Annotated in this window: 20 protein-coding genes and 2 pseudogenes; 11 read left to right on the top strand and 11 right to left on the bottom strand. The window is 69.2% G+C overall.

Annotated elements, in window-relative coordinates:
* Window positions 1-257: 257 nt before the first annotated feature.
* Window positions 258-833 (bottom strand): transcriptional regulator, encoded by a 576-nt coding sequence (locus tag ACLU3S_RS08080; protein ID WP_413951060.1) that lies wholly within the window; start codon window positions 831-833, stop codon window positions 258-260.
* Window positions 834-1,536: 703 nt separating this feature from the next.
* Window positions 1,537-1,779: a hypothetical protein gene (locus tag ACLU3S_RS08085; RefSeq protein WP_413951061.1), complete on the bottom strand. Its 243-nt coding sequence runs from the start codon at window positions 1,777-1,779 to the stop codon at window positions 1,537-1,539.
* Between the two features lie 175 nt (window positions 1,780-1,954).
* On the opposite strand from ACLU3S_RS08085, the gene ACLU3S_RS08090 reads away from it, so the two are divergent.
* From ACLU3S_RS08090 to ACLU3S_RS08100, 3 genes and pseudogenes are all read left to right on the top strand, one after another.
* Entirely contained in the window at window positions 1,955-2,785 is an 831-nt protein-coding gene (locus ACLU3S_RS08090) for an IS5 family transposase (RefSeq protein ID WP_413951062.1), read from the top strand.
* Window positions 2,782-3,204, top strand: a complete 423-nt coding sequence (locus ACLU3S_RS08095; RefSeq protein WP_413951063.1) for a hypothetical protein — start codon at window positions 2,782-2,784, stop codon at window positions 3,202-3,204. Before ACLU3S_RS08090 ends, ACLU3S_RS08095 begins: the two co-directional genes overlap by 4 nt.
* Window positions 3,205-3,257: 53 nt before the next feature.
* Window positions 3,258-4,381 (top strand): annotated as a pseudogene (locus ACLU3S_RS08100) (IS256 family transposase); the annotation flags it as partial.
* 179 nt (window positions 4,382-4,560) lie between these two features.
* Here the strand turns inward: ACLU3S_RS08100 and ACLU3S_RS08105 are convergent.
* The 4 genes from ACLU3S_RS08105 to ACLU3S_RS08120 all read right to left on the bottom strand — a co-directional run bounded on the left by ACLU3S_RS08105 (window position 4,561) and on the right by ACLU3S_RS08120 (window position 9,097).
* Window positions 4,561-5,457, bottom strand: coding sequence for a carbohydrate ABC transporter permease (locus tag ACLU3S_RS08105; RefSeq protein WP_413951064.1), 897 nt, complete (start codon window positions 5,455-5,457; stop codon window positions 4,561-4,563).
* Window positions 5,454-6,440 carry a carbohydrate ABC transporter permease gene (locus ACLU3S_RS08110; protein ID WP_413951065.1) on the bottom strand — a complete coding sequence of 329 codons (987 nt, stop codon included), beginning with the start codon at window positions 6,438-6,440 and terminating at the stop codon, window positions 5,454-5,456. The genes ACLU3S_RS08105 and ACLU3S_RS08110 overlap by 4 nt, the downstream gene beginning before the upstream one ends.
* A 202-nt stretch (window positions 6,441-6,642) precedes the next feature.
* A complete protein-coding gene (locus ACLU3S_RS08115; RefSeq protein WP_413951066.1) occupies window positions 6,643-7,887 on the bottom strand; it encodes an extracellular solute-binding protein in 1,245 nt (414 codons plus the stop codon).
* Between the two features lie 148 nt (window positions 7,888-8,035).
* Window positions 8,036-9,097: a LacI family DNA-binding transcriptional regulator gene (locus ACLU3S_RS08120; RefSeq protein WP_413951067.1), complete on the bottom strand. Its 1,062-nt coding sequence runs from the start codon at window positions 9,095-9,097 to the stop codon at window positions 8,036-8,038.
* 122 nt (window positions 9,098-9,219) lie between these two features.
* On the opposite strand from ACLU3S_RS08120, the gene ACLU3S_RS08125 reads away from it, so the two are divergent.
* The 3 genes from ACLU3S_RS08125 (at window position 9,220) to ACLU3S_RS08135 (ending at window position 13,160) form a co-directional block, all read left to right on the top strand.
* On the top strand, window positions 9,220-11,346 hold the full coding sequence (locus ACLU3S_RS08125; protein WP_413951068.1) for a glycogen debranching N-terminal domain-containing protein: 2,127 nt from the start codon (window positions 9,220-9,222) through the stop codon (window positions 11,344-11,346).
* 428 nt (window positions 11,347-11,774) lie between these two features.
* A complete protein-coding gene (locus ACLU3S_RS08130; RefSeq protein WP_413951069.1) occupies window positions 11,775-12,287 on the top strand; it encodes a hypothetical protein in 513 nt (170 codons plus the stop codon).
* 342 nt (window positions 12,288-12,629) lie between these two features.
* Window positions 12,630-13,160: a hypothetical protein gene (locus tag ACLU3S_RS08135; protein WP_413951070.1), complete on the top strand. Its 531-nt coding sequence runs from the start codon at window positions 12,630-12,632 to the stop codon at window positions 13,158-13,160.
* A 359-nt stretch (window positions 13,161-13,519) separates the two neighbouring features.
* Here the strand turns inward: ACLU3S_RS08135 and ACLU3S_RS08140 are convergent, their stop codons facing one another.
* Window positions 13,520-13,687 carry a hypothetical protein gene (locus ACLU3S_RS08140; protein WP_413951071.1) on the bottom strand — a complete coding sequence of 56 codons (168 nt, stop codon included), beginning with the start codon at window positions 13,685-13,687 and terminating at the stop codon, window positions 13,520-13,522.
* A gap of 89 nt (window positions 13,688-13,776) precedes the next feature.
* Between ACLU3S_RS08140 and ACLU3S_RS08145 the strand changes: the two are divergent.
* Window positions 13,777-13,957, top strand: a pseudogene (locus ACLU3S_RS08145) (transposase); the annotation flags it as partial.
* Window positions 13,958-13,974: 17 nt separating this feature from the next.
* Here ACLU3S_RS08145 and ACLU3S_RS08150 read toward each other — a convergent pair.
* The 3 genes from ACLU3S_RS08150 to ACLU3S_RS08160 form a co-directional block, all read right to left on the bottom strand.
* Complete coding sequence (locus tag ACLU3S_RS08150; RefSeq protein WP_413951072.1) at window positions 13,975-14,463, bottom strand: hypothetical protein; 489 nt, start codon at window positions 14,461-14,463, stop codon at window positions 13,975-13,977.
* Window positions 14,464-14,466: 3 nt separating this feature from the next.
* Window positions 14,467-14,601, bottom strand: coding sequence for a hypothetical protein (locus ACLU3S_RS08155; RefSeq protein WP_413951073.1), 135 nt, complete (start codon window positions 14,599-14,601; stop codon window positions 14,467-14,469).
* 1,018 nt (window positions 14,602-15,619) lie between these two features.
* The gene (locus ACLU3S_RS08160; protein WP_413951074.1) at window positions 15,620-16,447 is read right to left on the bottom strand and encodes an LLM class F420-dependent oxidoreductase; all 828 of its coding nucleotides are present in this window, start codon (window positions 16,445-16,447) and stop codon (window positions 15,620-15,622) included.
* A 63-nt stretch (window positions 16,448-16,510) separates the two neighbouring features.
* On the opposite strand from ACLU3S_RS08160, the gene ACLU3S_RS08165 reads away from it, so the two are divergent.
* The 4 genes from ACLU3S_RS08165 (at window position 16,511) to ACLU3S_RS08180 (ending at window position 20,481) form a co-directional block, all read left to right on the top strand.
* A complete protein-coding gene (locus tag ACLU3S_RS08165) occupies window positions 16,511-16,642 on the top strand; it encodes a hypothetical protein (RefSeq protein WP_413951075.1) in 132 nt (43 codons plus the stop codon).
* Window positions 16,643-17,501: 859 nt separating this feature from the next.
* On the top strand, window positions 17,502-18,035 hold the full coding sequence (locus ACLU3S_RS08170) for a carboxymuconolactone decarboxylase family protein (RefSeq protein WP_413951076.1): 534 nt from the start codon (window positions 17,502-17,504) through the stop codon (window positions 18,033-18,035).
* Window positions 18,036-18,446: 411 nt separating this feature from the next.
* Complete coding sequence (locus ACLU3S_RS08175; protein ID WP_413951077.1) at window positions 18,447-18,845, top strand: VOC family protein; 399 nt, start codon at window positions 18,447-18,449, stop codon at window positions 18,843-18,845.
* Between the two features lie 496 nt (window positions 18,846-19,341).
* Entirely contained in the window at window positions 19,342-20,481 is a 1,140-nt protein-coding gene (locus ACLU3S_RS08180) for an MFS transporter (protein WP_413951107.1), read from the top strand.
* A gap of 198 nt (window positions 20,482-20,679) precedes the next feature.
* Here ACLU3S_RS08180 and ACLU3S_RS08185 read toward each other — a convergent pair whose 3' ends face one another.
* Complete coding sequence (locus tag ACLU3S_RS08185; RefSeq protein ID WP_413951078.1) at window positions 20,680-21,909, bottom strand: RNA-guided endonuclease InsQ/TnpB family protein; 1,230 nt, start codon at window positions 21,907-21,909, stop codon at window positions 20,680-20,682.
* Window positions 21,910-21,923 lie beyond the last annotated feature (14 nt).

The raw sequence follows: 21,923 nt of genomic DNA on the forward strand, positions 1-21,923 counted from the left end.
CGCCTGGCGCAGCTGGTGAAGGGGCAGTGGGCCGGGGGTCTGAGCAGTTCAACGCGATGCTTGCCGGGGAGCGGCCGTCGAGGACGTGATCGCTGCGGTGAAGGCCATGCCGGCACAACAGCGGCTGCATTCCGGGGGGGGCGCGGAGCGGTACCGGCAGGCTGCCCTGGCGTACCAGGACCGACTCCCGAGGGGCGCGAGGCCGGGGAGAAGGAGAAGGTCCGGGGCCAGGAAGGTGGTCCAGGCCGTTTCCTGGTTCAGGCTGCGAAGCCGATGTTGGTGACGTACTCGTACTGGCCCCACTCGGAGCCGAGGTCCACGACCGCATCGCTGATCCAGGCGTCGTCCAGAGCCCCTTCGTCGTCGTTCGCCCACGCCTCGATGATGCGGTCCCAGTGGCGGACGTTGAGTGTGCGGTAGGAGATGGCGCGCTGGCGGGGCCGCTGGACCTGTGACTGGTTGAGCGGGTGGAACTCGACGCGTGTTCCACGGCCTTCACGGTTGAGGCGGGCGAGCAGGTAGCGGGCGACGTTGTGGCGGCGCACCGTTCGGTAGGCGCTCTCGATCCGCTCGAGGTTCTTCTTCGACGGGTTCTGCTTGCCGTCCAGCCATGCCTTCATCGTGCGGTCGGTGACGGTGAGGCCAACCTCGCGGGCTGCCTGGCGGGCGTGGTCGGTGCGGGTGAGGTAGTGCAGGCGTGCGAGCAGACCGCGGCGCTGTGTGATCGGCGTGGCGATGAAGTTGGCGAGTGCATCGAGCTGGCGGGCGACGGCCTCGTGTCCCTTGATGCCGCGGGCACCGTATTTCCCGAAGTCGGTATTCCTCTCCGGCACCTTCGTCTCCTCAGCCCGCGCACAATTGACGGGGCCTCAAGCGCGCATGTTTCTCGTCGAGTCAAGACTACCGGATTCCGGGGTGCGAAAGTGCAGCCTCACGATTTCTGATATCAGGGCAGGCGCAACAGAATAACGCCGAACGCTGCCACGATGCTGCCTCGTCCTGAAACTGTCGGCGGTGCTGACCTCTTGGGCGGCGCCGGGAGAAACCGGCCTTTTGTTCCTTCGCGCGGTCCGGCCCTGTCGTGCCTTGTGCCCTGCCCGGACGGCAGGCCTGTGGGCCGGCGTGGAGTTCACGTCATCGAGCGCTCGGCGCGGGTTCGCGCCGCCTCAGGGGCATGGCGTGCCTGCCGTGCAGCGGGGCCTGTCCGGGCGGGTCGGCTCCGCGCACGCTCGGGCTCGTCTCGCATCTGGCGTCGCAGTTCCACCGGGGCGTGGAGTTGCCGCGCCCGCTCGGTCGCGCTCTTCCGGTTCGCGCAGGGCTGCTTCGGCCCGCTCCAGCTCCGCCTGCGCTCGGTCGTGTTCTTCCTTGCGCTGCCGCGCCCGCTGCTCGGCTGCCTCCGCCTTGTGTTGGGCGTGTGCGGGCTTCCTGCCCGGAGCCGTACCACGATGCACGCGAGCAGTCTTGGGACTGGAATCATAATGAGGTTCCGGGGTTCGGGGTGACGGTATGTCAGTTCACGTTGGCGCGTCCCGGGGCCTATGGAAGCTGGACTCCGAACCAGGCATCCACTTCGCACTGGCGGTCGGCATTGTTCCCTGCGGTCACGACTGTGCCGCCGGCACGCAGGCCGAGGGTGTGCGTTGAACCCGCCGCCACGGCGACAATGTCGCGCCAATCACCGACCTCGCACTGTCCGTAGCTGTTGTCTCCCGCTGCGAGAACCCGCCCAGCCGCTGTAACCCCGACAGTGTGGTAGCTGCCCGCGCTGACTGCCACCACGTTTTCCCACTCATCGACCTCGCACGCCCCGGTTGCCCGCTCCCCGGTCGCTACTGCCCGCCCGTCGGCTCTGAGAGGGCGGTATGTGACGTGATGTCAGGTTGTTGTCGCTGGAATGTGTGGCACAGGCGTATCGAGGCTGATCGGGGAGTCCTGTCGTGCTGGAGTGTTCCTCGTGAGCGACCGCCAGCCCTACAAGAGCGACTTATCCGACGAGCGGTGCGCCCTGATCGAGCCCGTCATCGCCTCCTGGAAGGCTCAGCATCCCTCCGTCAGCGGCCACCAGGGCGCCTACGAGATGCGGGAGATCGTCAACGCCCTGCTCTACCAGTCCCGTACCGGCTGCCAGTGGGACTACCTCCCCCACGACCTGCCCCCGGTCGGAGCGGTGAAGTACTACTTCTACAAGTGGCGCGACGACGGCACCGACCAGACCATCCACGACCTGCTGCGTTGGCAGGTCCGCGAGAGCCGGGGGCGCAAGGCCGACCCGAGCCTGGTGGTGCTCGACACCCAGAGCCTGCACGCGGCTGCCGGGGTGCCCGCCGGCACCACCGGAAAGGACGCGGCAAAAAAAGTCCCAGGCCGCAAACGCGGCCTGGCAGTTGATGTTCTCGGCCTGGTGATCGCGGTGGTGGTGCTGGCCGCGTCCGTGCATGACAACGCCGCCGGCATCGCCTTGCTGGACAAGGTCGCCGCCGACACCGACACGGTGCAGAAGGCCCTGGTGGACCAGGGATTCAAGACCGCCGTCGTCGACCACGGGCAGAAGGTGGGCATCGACGTCGAAGTCGTCGAGCGCAACCCGGCAGCCAGCGGGTTCGTCCCGCAGCCCAAGAGGTGGGTGGTGGAGCAGGTGAACGGGATCATGATGCTGCACCGCAGGCTGGTACGGGACTACGAGCACCGGCCCGCCTCCGCCGAGTCGAGGGTGTACTGGGCCATAAGCGACCGGATGGCCCGGATGCTCACCGCGACCTCCACCCCTACCTGGCGCGGCGCATGAGCGGCAGCAATCTGACCTTGGGAGCGGTGCTGGCGCGCCTGGAGGAGCAAGAGCGCGAGATCGCCGCGCAGGCCGACGCCACGCCGGGACGCATCGCGGAACTCACCGCGCAATTGGAGGAGTTCGACCGTGTCGCCGAGGAGGTCCGCATCACCCGCAAGACGCTGCTGGCTCTGCCTGATCCGTCCCCGCCGACGCCGCCGGCCGCGAAGCTGCCGGACCATCCGGCCTACCGGCAGATCATGGCGGTGTTCGCCGCGGCCGACGCCCCGCTGCGGGCGCGGGCGGTCTGCGAGGCGATGGATCTGGAGATCGCGCCCAACAACGTCAACAACGTCCGGCTGAAGCTCAAGCGGCTGGCCGAACGCGGGATCCTGATCGAACCCGCGCAGGGGTTGTTCACCCAGCCACGGCCATAGCCACCCGGAAGGGCCACCACCAGCTACAAGCGTGAAACGGGCAGCACGTTACTTACTGCCCTCTGATAGAAGCCGAGGCGACACAGCACATCGGTGCCGCATGGGGCGAGCACACCGACACCCGCACCGCTTACCGCAACGGCCACCGCGAACGGACCCTGACCACCAGGCCGGCGACCTGGAACTCGCCATCCCCAAGCTCCGCGCCGGCACCTTCTTCCCCAGCCTGCTGGAACGCCGGCGCCGCGTCGACCAGGCCCTCTACGCCGTCATCATCGAGGCATACGTCCATGGCGTCTCCACCCGCAGCGTCGACGACCTGGTCAAAGCCCTCGGTTCGGACACCGGCATCTCCAAGAGCGAGGTCTCCCGGATCTGCGGCGACCTCGACGAAAGCCTCGCCGCCTTCCGCAACCGCCCCCTGGACCACACCCGCTTCCCCTACGTCTACCTCGACGCCACCTATCTCAAGGCCCGCGTCGACCACCAGATCGCCTCCCGCGCCGTCGTCATCGCCACCGGCGTCACCGAGGACGGCGGCCGCGAAGTCCTCGGCCTCATGGTCGGCGACAGCGAGAACGAGACCTTCTGGACCACCTTCCTGCGTGACCTGCGCAAACGCGGCCTGAACGGGGTCCGCCTCGTCATCTCCGACCAACACCTCGGCCTGGTCGCCGCCATTGGCAAGGTCATGATCGGAGCCGCACACCAGCGCTGCCGCGTTCATTTCGTCCGCAACGTCTTCTCGGTGATCCCGAAGCAGCACGCCGAGATGGCCGCCGCGACCATCCGCACGATCTTCGCCCAGCCCGACGCCGTCTCGGTCCGCACCCAGCTCGACACCGTCGCCGACGCCTTCGGCAAGCAGTTCCCCAAGGTGAAGGAGATGCTCCTCGATGCCAAGGACGAGCTGACCGCCTTCGCCGACTTCCCCCACCAGCACTGGAAGAAGATCCAGTCGACCAACCCACTGGAGCGCTTAAATCGGGAGGTCAAACGCCGGGCCGACGTCGTCCAGGTCTTCCCCAACGACGCCGCAGTCGAACGCCTCGCCACCGCCGTCCTGATCGAGCTGCACGACGAGTGGATCGCCTTCCCCCGCCGCTACCTCTCCAACGAGAGCATGGACAGCCTCTATCCGGACAAGACCACCCTGCTGCCCGCCACCGACGAATGATCGCCTACACCACACCAAGGGGCACGACCCAGTTGCGGGGCGGTCGCAGATGCGCGACGGGCCGGTGCGGGTCACGGGGCGCGGTGGACACAGGTGTGCCTTTCGGTGGGGCAGGCAGCCCACAGGCTCGAGGGCTCCTGCCGGCAGCGGGTGCGCGTCGCGACGACATCGGCGGTGGGCTATTCCTTGACGGCTCCGGCGTTGGCGCCCTGGACGAAGTACCGCTGGAAGCAGAAGAACAGCACGGCTACGGGGATGGTGGCCATCAGGGCCGCCGCCAGTTTCAGGGGGTACTGGGTGCCTTGGCCCAGGCTGCCGGAGACGAAGCGGGCCAGGCCCGTGGTGAGGGTTTCGTACTGGCTGGACTGGGTGGCGACGAGGAGGTTGGTGAACTCGTTCCAGGAGCCCTGGAACGACAGGATGGTCAGGGTGATCAGGGCGGGGCGGGCCATGGGCAGGACGATCGACCAGAAGGTGCGGAAGACGCCGGCGCCGTCCAACTTCGCGGCCTCTTCGACCTCTCGGGGGATGGACTCGAAGAACTGCTTCATGATGAAGATGCCGACGGTGTCCACCAGCAGTGGCAGGATCATGGCGGTGTAGGTGTCGAACAGCCCGAAGGTGTTCAGCACCAGGAACTTCGGGATCAGCAGGGCCACGGGCGGCACTGCCAGGATGGCGATGACGAAGCCGAACAGCAGCCTGCGGCCGGGGAAGTTGAGCCGGGCGAGCGCGTAGCCGGCCATCGAGTCGAACAGCACGCGTCCGGCCGTGACGGTGACCGACAGGAACACGGAGTTGCCCAGCCAGCGGAAGAAGGGCACCGCCTCGCCGGACTGGCTCAGGCCGAACAGCCGCTGGTAGGCCGCGGTCGTGGGGGTGGTGGGGATCAGCCCGAGGGGGTGCGCGGCCGCATCCGGGTCCGTTTTGAAGCCGGTGACCAGTTGCAGGATGAACGGGAACAGGTACAGCAGGCCGAGCGCGATGACGGTCGCGTAGCCGAGGATGCGCAGTGGCAGGGAGAACCGTTCCAGTACCGGGCGCCCCTGCGCCCGGGCGGCGGCCTTGGCGTTCATCGGTTCCTCCGGGTTCGGGGGGTGCGCTCGCGCAGCAGGAAACGCTGTGCGACGGTGAAGGCGAGGATGATGATCAGCAGGACGAAGGCGATGGCCGCGCCCTGGCCGAAGTTGGCGTCGTCGAAGGCGTCCGAGTACGACAGGTAGGCCGGGGTCAGGGTGGTGTTGCCGGGGGCGCCGCCGCTCATGACGTAGACCTGGTCGAAGACCTGCCAGGTGCCGATGAGGCCGAGGGTGACCACCAGGAAGATCACGGGCCGCAGCGCGGGCAGGATCACGTGGCGCAGCATCTGCAGGCGGCCGACGCCCTCGATGGCGGCGGCCTCCTCCAGTTCGCGCGGGATGCCCTGGAGGGCGGCGAGGAAGATCAGCATGAAGGTGCCGGAGGTCGTCCACACCGCGAGCATGATGATCACGCACATGGCGACGGACGGCCCCGAAAGCCAGTCGAAGAAGGACAGTCCCATCACATGGTGGTCGGCGAGGAAGCCCGAGGGATGGTCCGGGTCGACGATGCCCAGCGCGCCGAGCAGCAGGGACAGCACGCCGCGCGGGTCGTTGAACCAGCTCGGCCCCTTCACCCCGATCCAGGACAGTGCCGTGTTGACGGCGCCGCTGCCCTGGAACAGGAAAAGGAAGACCGTGGAGACCGCGATCGAACTGGTGACCGAGGGGAAGAAGAACGCGGTGCGCAGGGCGCCCCGTGCGCGCAGGATCCGCTGGTTGACGATCAAAGCGAGCACCAGGGCGAGGACCGTCTGGATCGGCACGGTCAGCAGCACGTAGTAGGCGTTGTTGCGCAGCGAGGTCGCGAACAGGGTGCGGTCCAGGCCGTCCTGGGTGAACAGGGACCGGTAGTTGTCCAGGCCCACGAACTTCGCCTGGCCGTTGAAGGGGTTGGACTGGCCGTCCCAGTGCAGCAGGCTCACCCACAGCGCCATGAAGATCGGCAGGACGAAGAACAGACCGAGGATGATCACCATGGGGCTGACGAACAGCCAGCCCCAGGGACCTTCGCCGCGGCGCCCCACACGAGTGGCGGGCTTTTTGCGGGGCCCCGCGGCCGGACCGGACCCGCCGGGCGTGTCAGGGACGCCCGGCGAGTCGGCCGTACGGGGACCCCCGCCCGCGCTCGAGCGCGAGTTCGGGCGGGGAGTCTGTGACGTAGGCGAGGACATAAGGGGCTCAGTCGCCCTTCGTCAGGGCCTGCTCGCCGTTGCGCTGCAGGTCGGAGAGGATCTTCTTCGCATCACCGGTGCCCAGCGCGGCGATGTCGGTGTTGAACTGGGCGAGCACCTTGTCGAAGCCGGCGACCGTCACCGGGCCCTGCGCATACGCCGTGCCGTCCGCCCACGCCTTGGCCGCCGGGTACTTCTTCCCGTACTCGGCCAGCGCGCTGGTGCGGGAGGGCATCACACCGAAGGCGTCAGCGTTCTTCAACTGCTGAGTGGCGGAGGTCAGATACTTCACCAGGTCCACGGCCGCAGCCCGGTGGGCGCTGGCCTGGGCCACGCCCCAGCACTGGCTGAAGGCGAGGGTGCCCTTGCCGGCCGGACCGGCGGGCAGCGGGACGACCGCGTACTTCACGCCGGGGAAGTCGGCCTTCATGGCGCCGGTGAGCCAGTTGCCCTCGATGGTCATGGCGGCCTTGCCCTTGCCGAAGGCTTCGCCGCCCCAGCCGGTGTCGACCTGGCTGGCGTACTTCATCGAGCCGGACTTCAGCAGCGACTGCACATACCCCAGGGCCTGGGCGTTCTGGGTGCTGTCGGCGGTCATCTTCGTCTGGTCGCTGTTGGTGATCCAGCCGCCCGCCTCCTTCATGAAGACGCCTACTCTCGCGTACTCGCCGTTGATGACCAGCCCGGTGACCTTGCCCTTGGTCAGCTTGGCCGCGACCGTCTTCAGCTGGGCCCAGCTGGTCGGGTAGTCCTTCGCACTCAGCCCGGCCTTCTGCCACAGGCCGGTGTTGATGACCAGGGCGAGGGTGGAGGTGTCCTTGGGCAGGCACACCAGCTTCCCGTCGTAGGTGAACGACGTGCGCAGCTGGGCGGAGAAGTCGTCGGCGTCCTTGATCTGGCTGCCGTAGGGGTAGAGGGAGCCGCCCTTGGCGTAGTTGGCGAACTGGCTGGAGTCGACGTAGAAGGCGTCCGGCGGCTTGTTCCCGGCGAAGGCCTGACCGAGCTGCTGGTTGATGTCCTTGGCCAGGTCCACGGTCACCGTGTTGCCGGACTGCTTGGCCCAGGCGGCCGCCGCGTCCTTGACGGCCTTGGTCTCCGCGTCCCCCGAGGAGGCGATCAGCACCGTCAGGTGCTGCTTGGAACTGGCGTCCTGCGCCGTTTTCTTGTCGCTGCCGAAACTTGACGAGCAACCCGTGGCGGCCAGCATGGCCGCACAGGTGATCACGGCCGCGACGGCCGAACGGTTGTGCATTGCTTCCTCCGAGGGTTGCGGGGTGGTACCTGCGGCTCCTCCCGGGCACACGAAGGCGTGGGCCAGGGGCGTGGGGGTGGAGGAGAAAAAAGCGTCTTCAGGTGCAGTGGGGCCGGCCGGGACGGGAAAGCCCCGGCCGGGTGGGGGTTCATGGGGTGGCGGACGGAGCCGTGGCGGCGCTGTCGCGCACGATCAGGGACGGCTCCAGCAGGAGTCGCTCGGGCGGCGCGTCCGGGGTGGCGATGCGCGCCAGCAGCAGCCGCACGCATTCCCGGCCGACGTCCTCCAGCGGCTGGGCGATCGAGGACAGGCCGGGTGAGAGGAGTCCGGCGGTCGGCGAGTCGTCGAAGCCGACCACGGCGACATCCCGGCCGGGAGTGGCGCCCCGCTCGCCCAGCATCTGGTAACAGCCCAGCGCCAGCATGTCGCTGGCCGCGATCACGGCGGTTGCGCCGCCGTCCAGCAGTGGTTTCACCGCGGCGCGGGCCGCGTCGATGTCGTTGGCGCACTGCCCGCGCCGCCCGCGCGTCGCCAGCCCGTGGCGCTTCATCGCCCGCAGCCAGCCCTCGGCACGGTCGTCACCGGCACCGGAGGCACCGCGCTCCCAGCCCAGGAAGGCGATCCTTTGATGCCCGAGGGAGACCAGGTGCTCCACGGCGGCGTCCGTGCCGCAGGCGCCGTCGACGTCCACCCAGTCACCGATCGGCCGCCCCGACCACATCCGGCCGAACCCGACGAACGGCACGCCCCGCTTGGCCAGCCACGCCTGGCGCGGGTCGCCCCGCTCGGTGCCGCTGAGCACGAAGCCGTCGACCTCGTGCTGGGCCAGCAGCTCCTCGTAGCCCTTCAGGCTCGGGCCGCCCGGCGGGGAGGCGAACACCAGCATCCGGTACCCGGCCTCGTCGGCGGCCTCCGACAGCGCGTGCAGGAAGCGGTCCATGACCGCGCCCGAGCTGCCGGGCGGGGTGGGCTGGATGCCGTAGCCGATGAGCTTGCTGGAACCGCTGCGCAGTGTCTGCGCGGCCCGGCTGGGCCGGTAGCCCATCTCCTCGATCACGCGGCGGACCCGCTCCAGGGTCTGCGGGCGCAGCAGGTCCGGCGAGTTGATCGCGTTCGACACGGTCTGCGCCGAGACGCCGGCCCGCCGGGCGACCATCGCGAGGGTCACCGGGCCACCCTTCGCCGAGGAGGTGTTGGTGGAGCGGGGCATGCGGCTCTCCGGCAGACAGAGGAGATACGGACTTTATTTTTAGCGTTCCAAGAGTCATTGCACGGCTCTGACGAGTCGCTTAGTGTCATTGGAACGCTAAAACACTGAGAGGTTCTACTTCCTTGGACGCCACTGTCAAGACCCAGGACTCCAACGGCTCGGTCACCGCACCCGCTCCCGAAGCCGGTGGACTGCAGCCGTTCCTGCATGACGCGGTCGTCACGCTGCACGCGCCGAGCCTCGTCATTTCGCGAGCGGACGGGCAGGTCAGCGAGGGTGCTGACGGCTTTTACCACGGTGACCGCCGGGCCCTGTCCCAGCTCACGGTCGCCGCCGAGAGCATCACCCTGGCCCCCGTCGCGCAGGGATTGCGGGGTGCGGACGGCGCGGACTTCCGAGCCGTCCTGCGCGGCCTCGGCGAGGCCACCCCCGATCCCGCCGTCACCCTCCACCGCCGCCGCGCCACGGCAGCGGGCCGGTTCGAGGACCGCCTGGAGATCGCCAATGCGGGCAGCCGGCAGGTCCGTTTCCGCCTGACGGTGACCGCGGGCTCGGACCTGGCCGGCATGGACCAGGTCAAGTCGGGACACGCTCCCGAGCAGATGCCGCCCCAGGTCGTCGACGGCGAGGCCGTCGGCCTGTCCTGGACGGGTGACGGCTTCACCGCCCGCCTGGTCAGCGAGCCGGCCCCCGACGTACTGGACGTGCCGGCGGGACAGCTGTCGTACGACGTCGAACTGGACCCCGGCACCGTGTGGTCGGTGACCCTGACCTGTGCGGCCGCCTACGAGGACGGCGACCAGTTCCCGCCCCCGCCCGCAGACCGGGTGCCGTGGAGCGTTCCTGTACTGCGCAGCGCGGACCGCCGCCTGGATGGCTGGCTGGAGCAGTCTCTCGCCGACCTCGACCGCCTGCGCCTGGCCGACCCGCAGTCCGAGGGAGACCGCTCGGACCAGTTCCTCGCCGCGGGCGCGCCCTGGTTCCTGACCCTCTTCGGGCGCGACGCCCTGTGGGCCGCCCGCATGCTGCTGCCCCTCGGCACCGACCTCGCCGCCGGCACCCTGCGCACCCTCGCCCGCCGCCAGGGCACCCGCACCGACCCAGCCACCGAGGAACAGCCGGGCAAGATCCTCCACGAAGTCCGCCGCGACACCCTGCACATCCCGGGTCAACTCACCCTTCCGCCGGTGTATTACGGCACAGTCGACGCCACCCCGCTGTGGATCACCCTCCTCCACGACGCCTGGCGCTGGGGACTCGACCCGGCCCAGGTCGAAGAGCTCCTCCCGCACGCCGAATCAGCCCTCGCCTGGATGCGCGACCAGGCAGCCGCCGACAGCGACGGCTTCCTGAGGTACATCGACCACAGTGGCGAGGGTCTGTCCAACCAGGGCTGGAAAGACTCGGACGACTCCATCCGCTACCGCGACGGCAGCCGCGCCCACGCCCCCATCGCCCTGTGCGAAGTCCAGGCGTACGCCTACGAGGCCGCATGCGGCGGAGCTGCGCTGCTGCGTGCCTTCGGCCGCCCGGGGGCCGAGGACTGGGAGGCATGGGCCGAGCAACTCGCCGCCCGCTTCCGCGACCGCTTCTGGGTATCGGACGAACACGGCCCCTACCCGGCCGTCGCCCTCGACGGCGACGGCAAGCCCGTCGACTCGGTCACCTCCGGCTTCGGCCACCTCCTTGGCACCGGACTGCTCAACGCCGAGGAGAGCGCGCTGCTCGCGGCCCGTATCGCCGCACCCGACCTGGACGCAGGCCACGGCCTGCGCACCCTGAGCAGCGACGCGGTGGGCTTCAACCCGTATGGCTACCACGTCGGCTCGATCTGGCCGCACGACACAGCGATCGCTGTACATGGCCTGATCAGGGCAGGATTCTGGGAGGCCGCGGCCTCACTGGCAGCAGGCCTGCTGAGCGCGTCGACGGTGTTCGAGGCCCGTCTTCCCGAACTCTTCGCCGGGCACGGTGCCGAGGGAAGCCGGCTCCCGGCCCCCTATCCGGCGTCCTGTCGGCCGCAGGCGTGGGCCGCCACCTCCTCGGTCCTCGTGCTCCAAGCCGCCCTCGGCCTGAAAGCGGACGTTCCAGGTGGGAGGATCACCGTGAACCCGACCTTCGCCCCGAAGTACGCACCGCTGACGATCACCGGGCTCCAAGTCGGCGGAGGCCAACTGGACATCACGCTGGCAGCGGACGGATCGGTGAAGGTGACAGCACCCGAGGGGCTGGCCCTGGTCACAACCTGATGCCGAACCATCCGGCGTTGCCCGACGGCCGACAGGCGGGTAGGCCGGCGCACGGGTTGAAGCTCTGCGCGCCGGCCCCCAGCCGGGCTTCACGTCTGAGGATTCCAGCCACGCGGTAGAGAACAACCTCCATGACGCCCGCTTTCTCCGGCATGCCAGTACCGCCAGCCCCCCACCCCTACCCCGCGCCGAGAGCGAGGACCACGAGCCCGCCGGCCTGTTCCACCGACGGAGTACCTCAGCGCGCTGTATCGGCCGCCCGGCACGGACCGGGTCGGGCAGGGACGCTTCGAGGGCCGCATCGAAATCGATGAGAAGGGCCCCAAGACCCGTACGGGCGAGGCGACCGAGGCCTTCACACGTTTCGTTGACAAGCTGCCCGACATGCACTTCCCCGGAGGCGGCTGATACGTGAGTTGGGAGCTTGGATGGACGCGCGTTCCGCAATCGAGGACCTGAGGCGCCGTGCCGCAGCAGGAGAGACGCTGGAGGCCCTCTCCCACGCGGTGCTCGCTGTCCTCGGCCGGCCGGCCGCGGCAGTTGGGGGTGTGGCGTTCGACGACGAGGCCCGGCAGATGGCGGTCCGCCTTACCGGCCGCACCATGATCCATGGCGGCCGGACTGCCGGGGAGGAACGACTGCGCGGTGCCCGGTTCCTGGCCGAATCTCTGCGCGTGCTGGCCGACGGCGGCGTCCATATGATCACGCCCGATGAGCGGCAGGCCGAGGAAGAGGAAAGCTCGCCGCGGCCGTCTGCAGCCCCCTGGGCATCACGGTCGGCGTGCTGCGCGAGGGGCATGGACGAAGCAGAGCGCAGCGTGGCCTACGGCGCCGACGTGACCGTGGGAGCCTACCGGGCTTCGCCTTGGACCTGCTGCATGACCGGCAGGCCCAAGCGCCGTACAACCGCATCAGCCGGAGCGTGTCCGCAGCGGTGGTGACGGATCCGGGACACGTGCTGATCGCCCCGATCGCCGAGCCGTTGATGCTGCTGGAAGACGACGCCTCCCCGGCAGACGCGCTCCGCACGGCAGCCCGCCTGGCCGCCACACGTGCTTGCCCGTCCTCCCACTTGTTCTCGAAGTGCTGTGCGGAGCCGTGGGAGAGCTCGGGGCCGAACGCGGCATCGAAGTCGAACGTGTGGTGTCCGATGTCGATGTGATCGTGGACGAAACCCAGCATGCCCTGGGCCTCCTTGAGTGCGCTCCCGGGGATGTTGACGTCCGATGCCACTGCGGGCCCCGTTCGCGTCCAGCCGGTCGGCGGGCAACTCTGCGCTGCAAGTGGCCGACTCCACCGCGCAGGACGCCGGTCTCAGCGGGAACGGCGGGACCGTGGTCGGAACGGCGGTGCAGGAGCAGCCGCCGAAGTGGGCCCAGTTGTCCGCGGTCACCTCGGCGCCCCTGTCTGGACCGCATCTGATCAACATCAGTCAGGCGGCGCTGTATCGCTTCGACGATGACACCACCGACCCCTCGCGGTCGTCCTGCGTCGACGCCTGCGCGGTGAAGTGGCCGCCCGTGACCGTCCAAGAAGGCGGCAACGTCTACCTGGCGGGAGTGAACCCCAAGGAGGTCGGGGCCATCCGACGCCAGGACGGCCAGGTCCAGATCACCGTCGGCGGACAGCACGTCTACCGCTTCTCAGGCGACCGCAGGCCCGGTGACCTCAACGGCCAGGGCATCGACGGCAAGTGGACGCGCTCGGCCCGGCCGGCGAGAAGGCGACGCGATAGAAACAGCCGCCCACGGCGTCCACGCAGACGCCGTGGGCGGCGGGCCACACCTCGGCCCCGTAGGCCAAGGTGTAAGTGACCAGGCCGTACAGGCGCCCTCACGGCATGCCGGTCCGACCGGGCGCGACGTCCGCAGTGCGCTGGGCCACCACCTGGGCGTGGAAAGGCGCATGCCCGGCCATTGCCCGGACCAGGGTGGCCGAGAGGCTGCAAGCGCCGGCGGCCTCACCGGCCTTGCCTGCATCCTTCGCCTGTTCGGACAAGGGCCCCGCCGGCGGTGACGCCGTTTGCCTCTCCACCGTGTGAGATACGGAAGCCGATGACCTCCCCTCCGGGGAGGCCCTCAACGCTGCGCCTGCGCAAGCTGGAGGAAGCCGAACTCATCGCACGCCGGCGCTACGGCGACCGCCCGCCACGAGGCGAGTACCTGCTCACGGGTCAGCGTCTACGGGACCAGCCGGAACCGATCCCCGCCACGTGCAGGGCCAGAGCGGTCAGCCCCAGCAGCATCACGTTCATCGAAGAAAACTCATGACTGGTGCTGAGATCCGCCGCGTTGATCAGAAACGACACGAAGAACAGCACCGCCGCGACTATGCCGAGCATGGAAATGAGCTCCTCTCACAAGGGGGTGAAGCCCGTATGCCCGGCCATCGCCCACACAGACGCCGAAAGGGAAGACACCACGACGCTCGGCCCCGGACCGGATGCGGATCGTGGACGGCACCCTCGTCCCGGTCCGGGACCGCGGCGCGGGCGCCTCCTGCCCTCACTACCGGTTCCCGGCAACGTGCAGGCCATCGTCGACGCGGACACCCCCTCGCGGTGGCGGCCCGGCCTGTGCCCGGCAACACGGCGGATGCGAGGGCATGGCGGGACGAACCGCTGGTAGATCAGTGACCGGTGTTGATGTACGCCGCCCCCGCAATCCGCAGTGCCGTGTGCGCGCTCCGGGACCGTTCCCGGGCGGTCTCCAACGCGGTCTCCACGTCGGGCTGGAATCGCCCGTCGACCACCGGGCCCAAGACGATGTCGGGAAGCTCTATCGCCGTCCTCCAGGCCGTCTCGGCGGCATCCAGTAACGCGGGGTCCGAGAGCACCAGGAGCCCGATCCGGTCCCGTGCGACGGTGGCAGCGCTGCGGGTCGAGGCCAGCGCGGAGCGCTCCTCGGTCGTCTCGGCGTCGCCCGCTCGCCGAGCGGCCACGGTCAGCCAGTGCATCTCCCGGTGCCGCACCACGGCCTCCAGCAGATCCGCGACAGCGCGCGTCACCTCCTGGCGGTGCGCGGCGTCCCGCGCCCGCTGGTCAGTCGCACGCTGCGCGTAGCCCGCGAGAGCAGCACCGGCAAGGGTGCCGAGCACGGCGACGATGCTGGACCACACGCTCTACTCCCCGAGGACGGTGCGCAGGTACCCACGGCGCCCCGAAGGGGCGGCCATGGCCGTAACGCCCTGCCGGCCCTCCACGCCGTCGTCGGGGCAGTTGTCGAACAGCTCCAGCGGTTCGCGCAGTTCAGTCAAGGGTTCCTCCGCCTGTCAGACCCCAACTTCCCGATTCTCGATCCGCCCCGGGACCCGGAGGGGGCGTAGACTCAGATCAGCCACACCCTGGCCGGTTGGCATCGCCATCAACGGTCATGTGATGTGCACCGCCGCGGGGCCCGGTCCCTGTCCCGCCCCCACCGCCGCCGGCCCCACCGAGACCGCGCAGGCCGGTGACACAAGGTTCCAGCGCACGCCTGACACCCCAGCTGGCGAGCGCCCGGCGGCTTCCTGCCAGGCGTGGATGCCGCCCCGTTGGGCGGGGGTGTGGTCGCCGTGGGCGAAGAGCAGCTCCCAGTCGCTGCCGGGGCGAGGCGGCGGTCCGTCCGGCGCAGCAGGCGCAAAGCGTGCGGGAGTTCGCGGGCGAAGCGGATCACTGGGTGCTTCGGCATCTCGGCGTCCAGCATCTGCCTCTTCCCTCGTTTCGGCCGCGTTGTGCCGGTGGGCTGTGGAGCTGCCAGCATCGCAGGTGGTCGGGTGTGCGGATGCCGGGCCGCTGAGACGTCCGCAGGGACGGAAGGCAATCGTCAAGCCCGGTCCACGTCTTGAAAGGGCCGGGCACGCGAGCAGCTCGCCTGGGTGTCGGGGATGGCGCTGCTGCTGAACGGGCGAAGGGTCAGTCGCTGGGTATGCAGCACCGTCTCAGGGAACAAGTCTGTCTCCGCTCCTTCATGATCACTGCTGCGGAAGACGGTAACAGTGCCCGTCAACTTTGGGCCGACGGGCAGCGTGGAAAGTGGGACGAAGTCAGCTGGCGGCTGCCTGCTGTTCGGCTCGGGCGCGGGGCCGGCGAGGCGGTAGGAGGCAGGAGTCGGTGCCGGTCTCGACGGCACCGATCAGGTCAGAGCAAGTTCGATCAATCGCCTGTCGCGGCCCAGTGCCTTGCTGCATCGTTCATGCGCACTCGTCACAAGGCGCCATCGGCCGCGAGACCGCCAGCGGCGGTTCCACGGATCGTCCCGATGGTTCGACGTCACGGGCCGGGCCCGCCGTGCGGCTACCGATAGTGACGGGCGAGCTCGGCGAATCCATCCAGAATGCGCAGCGTTTCGTCCTCGGTCCGCATCGGCAGGGACAGTGTCACGTGGTCGGCCCCTGCCTCGGCGTAGGCATCGATGAGTTCGGGTGCGGGTGACACGGAGGCCACGATCACCGGCACACGGCCGACGGCCGCGGCCAACCGGTCCAGCTGAGGGCGGGCGTGGGCGGGGTCGCTCACCGAATGCGGCATCCAGCCATCGCCGTGTGCCGCCACCCTGGTCAGCGCCGCCTGGCCGTCACCGCCGATGTAGAGGGGCGGGTGCGGGCGCTGTACCGGCTTGGGCCAGCAGTAGATCGGGGCGAAGTCGACGTACTCGCCGTGGAATTCCGCCTTCTCCTTCGTCCAGATCTCCTTGACTGCGGCCAGCCGTTCATCCAGCAGCTTCCCCCGCGTGCGTGGACCTGTTCCGTGGTTGCGCATCTCCTCATGGCTCCAGCCCGCGCCGACACCGAAGATCATGCGTCCGCCGGACACCAGGTCCAGGCTGGCGACCTGCTTCGCGGCGTGCATCACATCGCGCTCGACCAGCAGAGCCACCTCGGTTCCCAGCAGCAGGTTCTCGGTGACCGTCGCGGCCGCCGTCAAGGCGACGAACGGGTCGAGCGTGCGGTAGTACATCCGAGGCAGCCCACCGCCTGCGGGGAACCTCGTCTCCCGTTCCACCGGGACATGGCTGTGTTCGTGGAGGAAAAGCGAGTCGAAGCCGCGTTCCTTCAGCGCTTTGCCGAGCTCGGCGGGTCGGATTCCTTCATCCGTCACAAAGGCCGTGACACCGATCCTCATTCCGTCAGTGAACCGTGCCGGCTGTGCTGTGGCCGTCCTGAGTGGGCGGGCTACGCTTATTCGGTGAGCATCATGGAATTCGCCGACGGGCGTGTGGTGCACGAGACGCAGTATTTCGCGAACGCCTTCGGTGCGTCTGAATGGCGGACAGCACGCGCGGAGCCGATGCCGGGCAGGAAGATCGCCAGGGCCTGACCTCCCGCACCGGCCGGCGGTGCCTGACCGGCTCACGGCCATTGCTGTCGCACCGTCCACCACCCACCGGCTGGTCCGGCTCTTTGGGGTTGCCCCCGCTGGTGCTCTGACCGGGAAGGTTCACCGGGTCGGCGATTCCAGCGGCTGGATGTCCGGACACATCCGATTCGACCGTTGGGGTGAGGTGGTGGAGCCTGTCCGTGTGCGTAGGCCGGCCAGGAGGGGCAGAAGCCTGCGGCAATGGTGCGCCGGGGCAGCACTGTGCCGCGGTCTCGCGGACGGGCCGCTTACTGCTCACGTCCAAGGCGGCTCCGCGCAGTTCGATGCCGAGGTGTGAGCACAGTTTTTTGCGGGTGACGCCGTAGGTCTCCCGCACGTGGGTCGCCGTCGGGCCCGCAGGGTCGAACGTGGCTGGGCCATTCGGGCCGCTCTGCGGGGACCGTGCTGTCGCGCCAGTCGGGTACCTCCTCGCCCTTGGGCCAGAACTGCTCACCGCGGTCAGCGAGAATCAGGCCGTCCCCGCTTCCGCCGCGCCGGAATCAGCTGTTCGGGCCAGGGCCGGTGTTGGGTGCGCGGGGCGTGCCGCACCGCTCGGGCCTGGTACACGTGCTCCTGTCGTTGGCGGGGTCTCAGGCAGGTGTTTTCAACCGGTGAACCCCAGGTCGGGCCGGGGTGCGTGACTCACGAGGCAGAAGCCGCCGTTTCGCTCTCGCCTGTCGTGAACGACATATCGAGACGACACTGGAGCGGCAATGCGCTCACGCAGATCCTGATCGCGCCGGCCGAGCCGCCCGGCGCCGGGAACGTGTTCCCTCGCTCGGCCGAACGGCGGTTTTGTCATGGATGAGCGAGCGGCTCGATGCGGGCCCCGGAACCGGTCAGGAAAATGGTGCGTATCGAAAGGGCCGAGATGACAGAAAATATCCAGATCGTGAACCGCCGGCTCGACGCGAGCAGGAACGAGGCGCTGATCAACCTGGCCCGGATGGGCGCGGATGCATTCGGATACACAGCGGAGCTGCGGATCGACCGCGGCCTCGCCGAGCTCCTGCGCCTGCGGGTTTCGCAGCTCAACAACTGCACCTACTGCCTCAACCTGCACTACGAGGCGGCGCGCGAGGCAGGCATCCCCCGGGTCAAGATCGACACCCTGACCGCGTGGTGGGAGACCGAGCTCCACTCCGAGGCCGAGCAGGCGGCGCTCCGCTACACCGAGGCGCTCACCCGTGCCGCGGACACCGGCGGCGACGCGGCGTTCCAGCGCGTGCACGACGCCCTCGCTGCGCACTTCAGCCCGGAGGAGATGCTCGAGATCGTCGCCGTCGTCGTCAATATGAACGTCTGGACCCGCATCAAGCTTGCCGAGGGCGCGATGCCGGGGCCGGCGGATTGAGCGGCGTGTGCTGCTCCGCGAGCGGGCCGCTCCCCTCGCACGGGCCGCTGCGGCGAGTTGGGCCCCAAACAGGTCGAGCCCGACCACGGTGGCGGCTCTCGGCGGTGAGCGCCCTGGATGACCGGCGGGCGTCGCGGCCGAGTTCGCGCTTGCCGGTGGCGTCGTCCAGGGCGTGCGGGTGGCCGGCGGGGGGGTGGCTGACGACGGCGGTGGGCCCGAGGGCGTACCTGGTGGCCGGCGAGCTCGGCCACCGTGCGGGTGCCGCCGGACTGCAGCAGTTCCAGGAGTGTCAGGACGCGGCCGACGGGGCGGGGCATGTTCGCAGCCTAATCCGGATACAGGACGGGTTCTGTCCGCTATTTCTCCTAGCCTGCGGCGCGTACGCCTTCCGCACGGCCAAGGAGAACAGTCATGGACTTCGTCTCGATCCGCATCATCACCAGTGATGTCGCACGCCTCGTCGAGTTCTACGAGCGCGCCATCGGGGTGCGGGCGGTGTGGGCCACCGAGGACTTCGCCGAACTCAACACCGCGGGCGCGACCCTCGCGATCGCCGGCACCCCTACCGTTGCGCTGTTCGCCCCGGGCTCCGCCCGCCCGGCGGCCAACCACAGTGTGATCATCGAGTTCCTCGTCGACGACGTGGACCGCGTCCACCAGAACCTGACCGGCTTCGTCACCGGCTTCGTCGCCGAGCCCACCACGATGCCCTGGGGCAACCGGTCGCTGCTGCTGCGCGACCCGGACGGCAACCTCGTCAACTTCTTCACCCCCGTCACCGCGGCGGCCGTCGAGAAGTTCGCACGCTGACGCCGCACACCCGCTCAACGCGGCAGCCCCCGGATCCCAGGGGCCCCCGATGAACGCGGCCACCGGCTTCAGGAGCGCAAACGGTGATGGGTGCGGATCCTTTGAAGTGACGGTCAGGATTCAGGCCGTGAGGCTGTGGGTGGCACTCGACAGCGGCAGGCGGGCGGTATGGACAAGGCCGTCAGGGCACTCGACGGTGTCGTTGTATTTCTTCACACCAAACTCAACTGCCGGTGGACGCCCGCCGCTTACGTGCCTTGCTGCCCCGACGGAATGCGGTGTGCCCAGTGCGCGATGAAGGCTGCCAGGTACCCGCGGCTGCCCGCCGGGCGCGGGTGGCAGTGGCAGCGATCTTCTTCGTCCACGGCGCGGTTTTCGCGTCCTGGGCCGCCAGTGTTCCCGCCGTGCAGACCGAGCTCCGGTTGTCCGACGGGCTTTTGGGCCTGGTGCTGGCTGGTTTGGGAGTCGGCGCGCTGGTCGGCAGCCAGGCGGGGGGCTGTTGGTGCGGCGCCTCGGCAGCCGTGCGGTGAGTGCGATGGCGCCTGTGGCTCTGAGTGTGCCGCTGGGCCTCATCGCGACGGCGCACTCGGCGTGGACTTTGATGGGCCTGCTGGTGTTGCTCGGAGCGGCCGACGGGTGCACGTCTGTGGCCATGAACGCTCAAGCGGTCGTCGTGCAGGGGCGGTACGGACGGGCGGTGCTCAACTCGATGCACGCCATCCGTAGCGTCGGTGCCGTCGCCGGCGGGCTGGCCGGAGTGGCTACTGCGGCCCTCGGTCTGACGCTGACGACTCAGTTCGTGGTCGTGGCCGCCCTCCTCGCTTTCGTGTCGGCGGTGGCGGCTTGCGGACTCGCATCGGACCGGGAGCCCGCGCAGCACGTGCAGCGGACCGACCGCGCTGGACAGGACGAATGGACCGCGACGACGGGGACCAGGGCCGAGCCGGATACCGCCCGGCCTGGGACACCGCAGGCCGGAGCGCAGACCGAGGACGGGCGCTTTTCCGACCTGGGGAGACGAGATGCGACCTTGCAGGGAGCAAACCAGCGGATTCAGCGGATGATCGTGTTGCTGCTCTCGCTGATGACCTTCCTGGCGGCGTTGGTGGAGGATGCTCCGGCGTCCTGGAGCGGCGTGTATCTGAGGCACGTGGGGGCGAACGCCGCTACCGCCGCAGCCGGATACGCGGCCTTCTCGGCCGGTTCGGTCCTCGCCCGACTGTTCAACGACTGGATGGTCGACCGCATCGGCTGGGCCCGCCTCATCCAGGTAGGCACTCTGTGCTGCGCCTGCGCGCTGACCGGGGCGCTGCTTCTCGGACAGCCCGCCATCACGCTCGCGGCGCTCGTTGTCGCCGGTGCAGGAATCAGCGCGGTCTTCCCCGGCGCGTTCACAGCCGCGGGCGGGCTGCCCGCCGCGGCTGTGGCCATGGGCCATGTCGGCTTCGCCGGCAATCTCGGCTGGCTGCTGGTCTCCCCCATCATCGGCGGCCTGGCAACGCTCATCGGTGTGCCGACTGCCCTCGGCCTGCTGGTCGTCGCGGTAGTAACCATCGCCGGCCTGGCCCCGATCACCATGCCGGCTGCACCAGCGCGCTCGCATACGGATCAGACCACCCAGGAGATGAACAGCTGAGGGGACCGCTCGTCCGCAAGGAGGGTTCACCTTCGGGCAAGCACACAATGCCATGGCCTGCTCGTGATCGCGCTCACCCCAAGCACGACGACCAACACTGACCCGCAGGTCACGGGGAGCCGATCGTCACTTCAAAGGATCCGCACCCAACGGCGATCTGGCCGTCGTCGAGCACCTGGTCTTGACATCCTCCCCGGCCTAAAGGCCGGGGATTCCCGCCTGCTCCCACCGGATGGGTGAGGGCTTCGGGTGGGTTCCTGCTTCGCTGCGCGGTGCCGGGACGAGTCCCGGTCTTACCTGCGCTCCACAGGCTGACACCGCCAGTCCGGCGGCCTTGGCGACGTTGACCGCCGCGTTGATGTCCCGGTCGAGGACCGCCCCGCACGCCTGGCACGTCCACTCGCGGACGTGCAGGGGCTTGGGGCCGTCCTTGACGCCGCACCACGAGCACACCTGGGATGTCGGCTCGAACCGGCCGATCCGGATGAAGGTGCGCCCGTACCGGGCGGCCTTGTACTCCAGCATCCCGACGAACGCGGACCATCCGGCGTCGAGCACGGACTTCGCGAGCCGAGTGCGCGCGAGTCCCTTCACCGCCAGGTCCTCCACGGCGACCGCTTGGTTCTCGCGGATCAGCCGTGTGGAGAGCTGGTGGTGGAACTCGCGGCGCGCGTCGGCCACCTTCGCGTGTGCGCGGGCGACCTTGATCCGGGCCTTGTTCCGGTTGCTGGAGCCCTTCTCCTTGCGGGAGAGGGCACGCTGGGCTTTCTTCAGGCGCTTCTCGGCGCGGCGCAGGAAGCGCGGGCTGTCGACCTTCGTCCCGTCGGACAGGACCGCGAAGTGCCCGAGACCGAGATCGATGCCCAGCTCGGGTGCGACCTCGGGCAGCACCTCAGAGGCGTCGGTCTTGACGACGAAGCTCGCGAAGTACCGGCCCGCGCTGTCCTTGACCACCGTCACCGTGGACGGCACGGAGGGCAGCGTGCGCGACCACTTCACCTTGACGTCGCCGATCTTCGGCAGGCGCAGCTTCTGCCCCGGAGTGATCGACCAGCGGGCGTTCGCGGTGAAACGGACGGCCTGCCGGGTGTCCCGCTTCGACTTGTACCGGGGTGCGCCCATGCGGGGACGCTTGCCCTTCAGGCCGTCGAAGAAGTTCCGGTAGGCGGTGTCCAGGTCGCGGAGGGACTGCTGGAGGACGACCGCCGACACCTCGGCGAGCCAGGCCCGTTGCGGGGTGCTCTTCGCCTCGGTGATGAGCTGCTTCGACAGGTCGCCGGTCTTCGGGAACGGCATGCCTTCGCTGCGGGCGGTCTCCCGAGCGCGGAGGGCGTCGTTGTAGACCACCCGCGCACACCCGAACGCCCTCGCCAGCGCCATGCGCTGACCGGCGCCCGGGTACAGGCGGAAGCTGTACCGAAGCTGCACACGGATCACGATAC

Origin of the sequence: Streptomyces sp. AF1A (genome assembly GCF_047340315.1) — a bacterium.
In the GTDB taxonomy this organism is placed as follows: Bacteria; Actinomycetota; Actinomycetes; order Streptomycetales; family Streptomycetaceae; genus Streptomyces.